This is a genomic window from Microvirga zambiensis WSM3693 (assembly GCF_016735695.1).
Classification (GTDB): domain Bacteria; phylum Pseudomonadota; class Alphaproteobacteria; order Rhizobiales; family Beijerinckiaceae; genus Microvirga; species Microvirga zambiensis.
Map to the genome: position 1 here is coordinate 1 of NZ_JAERQD010000170.1, position 2,027 is coordinate 2,027.

Consider the following 2,027-nt stretch of genomic DNA (forward strand, 5'->3'; position numbering starts at 1 on the left):
TACATCGATGGTGTTTTGGGGGACCTGAAATGGGCGGTCAACAGCCTCACCTACAGCTTTCCGGCCAGTGCCTCCTATTATGGCAGCGCCTATGGAGACGGTGAGCCCCTTAGCAACTTCGAGGCCCTGAACGCCACGCAGCAGATGGCGACCCGGGCTGCCCTCAAGCTCTATACCTCCGTTGCCAATCTCAGCTTCACGGAAGTTCCGGAGACCGCGACGCAGCATGCGGATTTGCGCTTTGCAATGTCGGATAAACCCAGCACGGCCTGGGCCTATTTCCCGACAACGAATGCAGCAGGTGGGGATGCATGGTTCAACAATTCCAGTGGCGCTTATGACGCGCCGCAGAAGGGCGACTACGCCAACCTGACGTTCATCCATGAGATCGGCCACGCGCTCGGGCTCGAGCATGCGCACCAGCACTTTGTCATGCCGCAAGATCGCGACTCGATGGAGTACACGGTCATGAGCTACCGCTCCTATGTGGGCGCCTCGACAACAGCGGGCTACGTGAACGAGAACGCCGGCTATGCTCAGTCGCTCATGATGTATGACATTGCAGGCCTGCAGCATATGTACGGTGCGAACTTTGCCACCAACGGCACCAGCACCACCTACTCCTGGAGTCCGACCACGGGTGAGATGTTCGTCAATGGCATCGGCCAAGGTGCGGCAGGGGCGAACCGGATCTTCCAGACGATCTGGGATGGCGGCGGCACTGACACCTATGATTTCTCGTCATACGGGAGTAACATCAAAGTCGATTTGCGCCCCGGGGAATGGACGACCACCTCGACAACCCAGCTGGCCAAGCTCCATGACAATGGCTCGAAGATCGCCACAGGCAACATCGCCAATGCGTTGCTGTACAACAACGACACGCGCTCGCTGATTGAGAATGCGGTCAGCGGATCCGGCAATGACAGCCTGATCGGCAATCAAGCCGCGAACACCCTGCAGGGTGGAACTGGTGCCGACACCCTGACCGGTGGCACGGGAGACGATGTTTTGGATGGCGGTGTCGGAAGCGACACCGCGGTTTTCAGCGGCGAACGCGCGCACTATGGCGTCACGCAGCTCACAGATGGATCAACCCACGTTGTTGACCATCGGTCGGGTGCGCCGGATGGCAAGGACATTGTCTGGGGCACCGAATGGTTCCAGTTCGTGGACGGACGCTACTCCTTCGAGGAGCTTTTGTCCGGCACGACAATGGCCACTCTCAGCATCTTGACCGTCCCGGTTGAACCGACCGCCACCCCCCTTGTCGAACCAACAGTCACTCCCCCGGCGCTTGTCACCCCGGATCTCACTGTGTCGGGCGGCGCCGGCAATGACCGGCTGAACGGCAACATCGGCAATGACACGCTCGTTGGCCGCGGCGGCAACGACGTCCTCCATGGGAGCGCCGGCGGGGACCGGCTCGATGGGGGAACTGGCTCCGACTACGCCAGCTACGCCGGAGCAGCGGCAGGATTGCGGGCCGATCTTCTATCGCGCTCGCTCAACACAGGTGATGCGACTGGCGATATCTACGTAAGCATCGAGAACCTGATCGGTAGCGCCCATGCCGACGCGTTGCGTGGTAACAATGCCGCCAACGTGATCAAGGGTGGCACAGGAAACGACACGCTGACAGGACAGGGCGGCGACGATACTCTCGACGGAGGTGTCGGCGATGACCTACTCTATGGCGGAGCCGGGCGCGATGTGCTGGTCGGTGGCTCGGGCAAGGACAGCTTCATCTTCAAGTCCGCCACAGAGTCTCGGGGCTCCAGCGTCGACACCATCAAAGGCTTTGTTCGTGGTCAGGATCACATTGATCTGCGTAGCATCGACGCCAACACCAAGGTAAGCGGCAACCAGGCCTTCAAGTTCATCGGCAAGGTCGCGTTCAGTGGAAAGGCTGGGGAACTCGGGTTTTCAGGCGGAGTGCTGTCCGGCGATATCAATGGTGACAAGGCCGCGGACTTTCAGGTCAAAGTGGCTGGGCTCACCGCGCTCGCCAAAGGTGATTTTTATCT

1 protein-coding gene is annotated in these 2,027 nt (G+C 60.1%); it reads left to right on the forward strand.

Going from position 1 to position 2,027, the window contains the following annotated elements; all coding sequences use genetic code 11:
* Positions 1 to 2,027: M10 family metallopeptidase C-terminal domain-containing protein (locus JKL46_RS34645; protein WP_201842977.1), on the forward strand; the 2,027-nt coding region annotated here is incomplete at both ends.